Below are 6,499 nucleotides of genomic sequence, written 5' to 3' on the forward strand. Positions count from 1 at the left end.
TTACCGGACTGGTCACCGCGACGAAGGCGGGCCGGACGGCCGCCGGCCTGCTGGAGCAGGCCTGGCCGGACACCCGGTGGTACCCCGTGGCCGACCTGGCGCGGGCCTGGCGCGAGTGCGACCGCGTCGTGTGCTTCCTCGCGGTCGGCGCGGCCGTGCGGCTGCTCGCGCCGCTGCTGGGCGACAAGCGCGACGACCCCGGAGTGGTGTGCGTCGACGAGGCGGGCCGCTTCGCGGTCGCCCTGACCGGCGGCCACGGCGGCGGCGCCAACGGGCTCGCGCACGAGGTCGCCTCCGCGCTGGGTGCCATGCCGGTCGTCACCACCGCGACCGACGCCACCGGCACCGGCGCGCTCGACACGCTCGGCCTGCCGGTCGAGGGCGACGTCGCGGCCGTGACCCGGGCCATGCTCGACAGCCTGTCCGGCGGTCTGCCCGGCGGCGAGGAGGTGACGCTCACCGCCGACGCCACCTGGCCGCTGCCGCCGCTGCCCGTCACCCCGTCGGCCACGCCACGCCCCCCGTGCGTCGTGGTGACCGATCGGGTCGTGGACCCGCCGCGACCGGCCGTCGTCGTCCGGCCGCCGAGCCTCGTCGTCGGCGTCGGCGCGAGCCGGGGCGTCGCCGCCGAGGAGGTCCTCGCGCTGATCCGCGACGCGCTGGCCGAGGCCGGGCTGTCGCCCCGGTCGGTCGTACGCCTGGCCACCGCCGACGTGAAAGCGGACGAGGCCGGCATCGTGGCGGCCGCCCGCGCACTCGGCGTGCCGCTCGTCACCCACCCCGCCGAACGGCTCGCCGGGGTGACGGTGCCGCATCCCAGCGAGGTCGTCCGCCGGGCGGTCGGCACCCCCAGCGTGGCCGAGGCCGCCGCGCTGGCCGACGGCGGCGACCTGGTCGTGCCCAAACGCAGGTCGGCGATGGCGACCGCCGCCGTCGCCCGGCTGCGCCCCCGCGGCAGGCTGGCGATCGTCGGACTCGGCCCCGGCGCCCGCGACCTGATGACCCCGCGCGCCGTGGCCGAGGTGCGCCGCTGCGGCCACCTCGTCGGCCTGGACCAGTACGTCGACCAGATCCGTGACCTGCTGCGCCCCGGCACCCGGGTGATCGCCTCAGGCCTCGGCGCGGAGGAGGAACGTGCCCGCACCGCCGTACGGCTGGCCCGCGAGGGGCACGCGGTCGCGCTGGTCGGCAGCGGCGACGCGGGCGTCTACGCGATGGCCGCGCCCGCGCTGGAGTTCGCCGACGACACCTTCGACGTCGTCGGCGTGCCGGGGGTGACGGCCATGCTCGCCGCCGGCGCGCTGCTCGGCGCGCCGCTCGGGCACGACCACTGCGCGATCAGCCTGTCGGACCTGCACACGCCGTGGGAGGCGATCGAGCGGCGGGTGCGCGCGGCGTCCGCCGCCGACCTCGTGGTCGCCTTTTACAACCCCCGCTCGCGCGGCCGCGACTGGCAGCTTCCCCGGGCGCTGGAGATCCTCGGCGAGCGGCGCGGCCCGGACACCCCGGCCGGCGTGGTGACCGACGCGAGCCGCCCCGGCGAGAGCGTCGCGCTGACCACGCTCGGCGGGCTCGACGTGTCCGCCGTGACGATGCGCAGCCTCGTGATCGTCGGCGCCACGTCCAGCCGGGCCGTGGCGGGCCGCTTCGTGACACCGAGGGGGTACGCGTGGCAGCCCTCTCCTACGTAGTCACCGGCGCATGCGCCGGTTGCGGCGCCTGTCTGCTGACCTGTCCCGAGCACGCCATCCGGCCCGGGCCGGCCGGCGCGCTGATCGTGCTCGGCTCCCGGTGCACGCGCTGTGGCGAGTGCGCCGAAGTGTGCCCCGTCGACGCCGTGGCGGAGGTGCCGGGTTGAGAAGGGTGCACCCGATCGAAGCCCGGTCGTACGACATCCTGCGCTCGCGCGTGGACACCTCCGGGCTGCCGCCGCTGACCCGGGCCGTGACCGAGCGGGTGATCCACGCGAGCGCCGACCTCGACTACCTCAGCGACCTGGTCGTCTCGGCCGAGGAGGACCTTCGGCGGGCCGCCGCCGCCCTGCGCGCCGGTGCCCCCGTCGTCACCGACGTCGAGATGGTCGCCGCGGGCGTCACCGCCGTCACCCCCGTCTGCCACGTCCGCCGGGCCGTCGCCGGGGACGGCCTGACCCGCAGCGCCGCCGCCGTCCGCCTCGCCTACGACGAGGTGGGCCCGGGGGCGGTGTGGGCCGTCGGCAACGCCCCCACCGCGCTGGAGGAGATCCTGCGCCTCGGCGTACGCCCCGCGCTCGTCGTCGGCCTGCCGGTCGGCTTCGTCGGAGCGGCCGAGAGCAAGGCGGCCCTGCGCGCGTCGGGACTGCCCGCGGTCAGCAACCGCGGTGAGAAAGGCGGCTCGGCTGTCGCCGCCGCCGCCGTCAACGCACTTCTGTATTGGGAGGATCCCCTATGACCGGCTCGCCGGCGCTGCTCCTCGTCGGTCACGGCACGCGCGACGCGGCCGGTGTTCGCGACTTCCACCTGCTGATCGAGGAGGTGGCCGCCCGCGCCCCCGTCCCGGTCGCCGGCGGGTTCATCGAGCTGTCCCGCCCGCCTCTGCGCGAGGCGGTCGCCGCGCTCACCGGCGCCGGGCACACCCGACTCGGCGTGGTCCCGCTCGTGCTGGTCGCGGCCGGGCACGCCAAGGGCGACGTGCCCGCCGCGCTCCGCCGGGAGGCGCTGCGCCACCCCGGTCTCGGCTACGCGTACGGCAGACCGCTCGGGCCGCACCCCACACTGCTCGGCCTGCTGGACGAGCGGCTGGACGCCGTGCTCGACCCGTCCGAGCGTGCGGAGACGACCGTGGTGCTCGTCGGCCGCGGCTCCTCGGACCCGGACGCGAACGCCGAGCACGTCAAGGTCGCCCGGCTGCTGTGGGAGGGACGCGGCCTGGGTGGTGTCGAGCCCGCGTTCATCAGCCTCGCCGATCCCGGCGTCGCGGCCGCGCTGGAGCGGGCCCGGCTGCTCGGCGCCCGCCGGATCGTCGTCCTGCCGTACTTCCTGTTCAGCGGAGTGCTGCCGGAGCGCACCGCCGCCCAGGCGCGTGAGTGGGCCACGGCGCACCCCGAGGTAGAGGTGCGCTGCGCCGGCGTCATCGGGCCCGCGCCCGCCCTGGCCGGCCTGGTGCTGGAACGCTACGACGAGGCGCTGCGCGGCGACATCCGGATGAACTGCGACACCTGCCTCTACCGGGTGCCGCTGCCGGGCCACGAGCACCGGGTGGGCGCCGCGCAGCACCCGCATCACCACCCGGACGACCCGGCGCACGTGCACGTCTAGGCCAGCTCCCGCACGAGCGTGGTGAGGGCCGGGCCGAGGGGGGCGTCGAAGGTCATCAGCGCCTCGCCGTCGCCCCGGGTCGGCCCCTGATTGATGATCGCTACGGGGATCGACCGGGCGGCGGCGTGCCGTACGAACCGGTAGCCGGACATGACGGTCAGCGACGACCCCAGGACGAGCAGCAGGCCGGCCCGTTCGGTGAGCGCGTAACACTCCTCGACCCGCGACGGCGGCACGTTCTCGCCGAAGAACACCACGTCGGGCTTGAGCACGCCCCCGCAGCCCTCGCAGTCGACCGTGCGGAACGTCTCGACCTCGTCGGCGCCCAGCACCGCGTCGCCGTCGGGGTTGATCATCGCGTTGATCACTTCCCTGCGGGCGTGCCAGCCGGGATTGGCCGCGCGCAGCCGCCGGTCGAGCGTGTGGCGCGGGGTGCGCCGCCCGCAGGCGAGGCAGCGCACCCGGTGCAGGCTGCCGTGCAGCTCCACGACCCCGTCCGCGCCCGCCGCCTGGTGCAGGCCGTCCACGTTCTGCGTGATGATCCCGGCGACCAGGCCGCGGCGCTGCAGCTCCGCGACCGCACGGTGACCGGCGTTGGGCGAGGCGTCCACGATGTGACGCCACCCCAGGTGGCTGCGCGCCCAGTAGCGTCTGCGGGCGGCGGCGCTGCTGACGAACGTGTGGTAGGTCATCGGCTCGGCCCTGCGCCTGCGGCCGGTCTCCCCCCGGTAGTCGGGAATCCCGGACTCGGTCGACAGGCCGGCCCCGCTGAGGACCACCACCTCGCCGTCCGCCATGAGATCGGCCAGCATGCCCCACCGCTCGGCGGTCTCCGCGTCGCGCACCACAGTCACGCTTCCATGGTGCCCGACGCGCCGCGCATGTCAGGCCCGGCCCTCCCCCAGCCGTACGTCGAAGATCACTTCGACCTCGTCGCGCAACTTGAGCGCGCCGAAGAGGGCGGAGTAGGGGCGGATCCCCCACTCGGACTGCACGACGGTCGCCCGGCCGCGCGCCCGCCCGTCCGCGAACGCGCCGTCCACCGTGACCGGCCGGGAGACCCCCACGATCGTCAGGTCGCCCTCGACGCGGAACGCCTCGGGACCGCCCTCCACCCGGGTCGACCGGAACGTGACCAGAGGGTGCTGGTCCGCCTTGAGGACCTTGTCGCGCATGTTCTTCTCGATCTCGACCCGGTCGGAGTCGGTGAGCGGCTTGACCCCGCCCGTCCCCTCGCGCACCCGCATCGAGGCCACCTCGGCCTCCACTGTCACCCGGCAGCCCGCCGGGTCGTCCGGCGTCACCACCGCCTCGCCCCGCCACCGCGTGACCTCGATCGTCAGGTCGTGTCCGGCCTTGGCGCCCAGCCCGGCGCGGCCGGTGAGGACCAGGAGCCTGCCCGACCTCGGTCCCAGCGCGTACGTGCCCGCCTCGACGTCCATTTCATGGGCATTCCCGGCAAACGGGCCGGAGATGTCAGTGCCGGACGCTCAGCTGCAGGTCGGCCCTGCCCCCTGGCGGTGATCCACAGCGTGTTCTACCGTGCTCGGAGCCGCATCCTGACGAAAGGCGGAAACAGCGTGGACCAGGACGACAAGGCACTCTCCCTGGCACCCGTCGTGCCGTGCACGGACCTCGGCACGGCGGTCGAGACGTGGTCGGCCCTGCTGGGGACCACCCCGACATTCGTGGACGGCGACCGTTGGGCGCAGTTCGACCTGCCGTCGGGGCGACTGGCACTGGCCGGCACCGACCGGACGACGACCGCGCCGTCCGTCATGGTGAAGGTGCCCGACGTCGAGCGCGCCAGGGAGCGCGCCACCGCACTTGGTCTCACGGTCGGCGAGATCGAGCGGGGCCCGCACGAGCACAGGTGCACGGTACGTGGGCCGAACGGCTGGGACGTCGTCTTCTACTCCCCTGTTTGATCACAACCCGCCTCCTTTACATCGTAGATTTCATGCTGCCGGTCAGCTCGTGCCTGCGGCGCAGCAGCGCCGCCCGCCGGAGGTGGGCGCGCACCACCAGCACCACGGCCACCGCCGCGAACAGACCTCCGACCGCCAGGGCGAGCCACGCCCCCGTGCCTCGTTGCACGGCCACGACGGTCACGACCGCGGTGGTGGCCAGCGAGGCGGCCAGGCCGATCCAGGCGGCGATCACCCGGTCGGCGGCGAACAGCGGAACCCGGCGCGTCAGCAACCACCCGCCGTACCCGGCCCAGGCCAGGCAGAACACCGTGAGCAACGCGAACGCCAGGCGAGTGCGCCCGGGAAGCGGGCCGGGCTCCGACCACCACAGCGTGCTCACGAAGACCGCGCCGGCCACGCCGGCCAGTAGCGCCGTCACCGCCCGGATCCGCGTTCTGAGCGACAGCACAGGCGCCAGGCGCTCGATCATGTCCTGCGCCGACTGGCGCGGCTGGTTGTTCATGACGTACGTCCCTTCTCCTCCAGGTGCTCACGCAGCAGGCGACGGGCGCGGTTGAGCCGGGACTTGACCGTTCCGGCCGGGATCCGGCAGATGTACGCACATTCCTCGACCGGCAGGTCCTCCAGGTAGAACAGGACGAGGATCTCTCGTTCCAGCACCGGCAGAGCCGACAGCACGTTCACCAGCGCGGCACGGTTCACCATGGCCTCAGCCGGATCTTCGGCGATCCCTTCGCCCGCGATGTCGCCGAATCCCGTGGCCTCCTCGGCCTGGGCGTACTCGTCACGCAGCCGGTCGATGACCGACCGCCGGGCGATCGTGAACAGCCACGGCGCGAACCGGCAGGGTTCCCTGAGCCGGGGCAGGCCGCGGACCACCGCCAGCCAGATCTCCTGGCTCACGTCGTCGGCCCGGTCGGCGTCCAGCATGCGCCGCGCGTACGTCCACACCGGCATCCGCCATCGAGCCAGCAGTTCGGCCAGCGCTCCACGCTCGCCCAGCTGAGCGCGGATCACCAGCAGCTCATCGGTCATCTCGTCCTCCCGTCACCCTGCACAGTCGGGCGAGAAGCCAAGAAGGTTCACGGTTTGCAGCAGGCCGCTCGTTCGGGGCTCATGACACGTCTCTCACCGGCGCCCCTGGTAGGTGAAGGCCCAGCGGTCTGTGCCGGCCTTGCGGCGGGTGTAGCGGTCGGGGTGCTGGTAGCGGTCACGGTTGTGGAACTGGCAGGCCGGGCCGAGGAGTTTGAGGTCGGTCAGGCCGCCGGTGCT

At 74.2% G+C, this 6,499-nt stretch carries 9 protein-coding genes; 5 read left to right on the forward strand and 4 right to left on the reverse strand.

Annotation, left to right across the window (positions count from 1 at the left end):
* The 4 genes from cobJ to AB0J39_RS37205 form a co-directional block, all read left to right on the forward strand.
* Positions 1-1,691, forward strand: a 1,691-nt coding sequence (gene cobJ / locus AB0J39_RS37190) for a precorrin-3B C(17)-methyltransferase (protein WP_363473505.1), incomplete at its 5' end; no start/stop codon positions are given.
* Positions 1,670-1,858, forward strand: coding sequence for a 4Fe-4S binding protein (locus AB0J39_RS37195; RefSeq protein WP_363473507.1), 189 nt, complete (start codon positions 1,670-1,672; stop codon positions 1,856-1,858). The genes cobJ and AB0J39_RS37195, both read left to right, overlap by 22 nt.
* Positions 1,855-2,430, forward strand: coding sequence for a precorrin-8X methylmutase (locus AB0J39_RS37200; protein WP_363473509.1), 576 nt, complete (start codon positions 1,855-1,857; stop codon positions 2,428-2,430). Before AB0J39_RS37195 ends, AB0J39_RS37200 begins: the two co-directional genes overlap by 4 nt.
* Positions 2,427-3,296: a sirohydrochlorin chelatase gene (locus tag AB0J39_RS37205; protein ID WP_363473512.1), complete on the forward strand. Its 870-nt coding sequence runs from the start codon at positions 2,427-2,429 to the stop codon at positions 3,294-3,296. Before AB0J39_RS37200 ends, AB0J39_RS37205 begins: the two co-directional genes overlap by 4 nt.
* On the opposite strand, the gene AB0J39_RS37210 is transcribed toward AB0J39_RS37205, so the two are convergent.
* Positions 3,293-4,150 (reverse strand): NAD-dependent protein deacetylase, encoded by an 858-nt coding sequence (locus AB0J39_RS37210; RefSeq protein ID WP_363473514.1) that lies wholly within the window; start codon positions 4,148-4,150, stop codon positions 3,293-3,295. The two genes, AB0J39_RS37205 and AB0J39_RS37210, sit on opposite strands and share 4 nt — an antisense overlap.
* 30 nt (positions 4,151-4,180) lie before the next feature.
* A complete protein-coding gene (locus AB0J39_RS37215; RefSeq protein WP_363473516.1) occupies positions 4,181-4,738 on the reverse strand; it encodes a YceI family protein in 558 nt (185 codons plus the stop codon).
* 138 nt (positions 4,739-4,876) lie between these two features.
* Between AB0J39_RS37215 and AB0J39_RS37220 the strand changes: the two genes are divergently transcribed.
* Positions 4,877-5,224 carry a VOC family protein gene (locus AB0J39_RS37220; RefSeq protein WP_363473518.1) on the forward strand — a complete coding sequence of 116 codons (348 nt, stop codon included), beginning with the start codon at positions 4,877-4,879 and terminating at the stop codon, positions 5,222-5,224.
* Positions 5,225-5,240: 16 nt separating this feature from the next.
* Here the strand turns inward: AB0J39_RS37220 and AB0J39_RS37225 are convergent, their stop codons facing one another.
* Both AB0J39_RS37225 and AB0J39_RS37230 read right to left on the reverse strand, forming a co-directional pair.
* A complete protein-coding gene (locus tag AB0J39_RS37225) occupies positions 5,241-5,729 on the reverse strand; it encodes a hypothetical protein (RefSeq protein WP_363473520.1) in 489 nt (162 codons plus the stop codon).
* The gene (locus tag AB0J39_RS37230; protein WP_363473522.1) at positions 5,726-6,262 is read right to left on the reverse strand and encodes a sigma-70 family RNA polymerase sigma factor; all 537 of its coding nucleotides are present in this window, start codon (positions 6,260-6,262) and stop codon (positions 5,726-5,728) included. Before AB0J39_RS37230 ends, AB0J39_RS37225 begins: the two co-directional genes overlap by 4 nt.
* Positions 6,263-6,499: the final 237 nt, after the last annotated feature.

It is taken from the genome of Microbispora sp. NPDC049633 (assembly GCF_040675265.1).
Lineage (GTDB): Bacteria > Actinomycetota > Actinomycetes > Streptosporangiales > Streptosporangiaceae > Microbispora > Microbispora maris.

What these genes read in the sequence shown, in the direction of transcription:
- AB0J39_RS37225 (WP_363473520.1), bottom strand. Translation starts at nt 5,729, where the DNA reads ATGAACAACCAGCCGCGCCAGTCGGCGCAGGACATGATCGAGCGCCTG.
- AB0J39_RS37230 (WP_363473522.1), bottom strand. Translation starts at nt 6,262, where the DNA reads ATGACCGATGAGCTGCTGGTGATCCGCGCTCAGCTGGGCGAGCGTGGA.
- AB0J39_RS37215 (WP_363473516.1), bottom strand. Translation starts at nt 4,738, where the DNA reads ATGGACGTCGAGGCGGGCACGTACGCGCTGGGACCGAGGTCGGGCAGG.
- AB0J39_RS37205 (WP_363473512.1), top strand. Translation starts at nt 2,427, where the DNA reads ATGACCGGCTCGCCGGCGCTGCTCCTCGTCGGTCACGGCACGCGCGAC.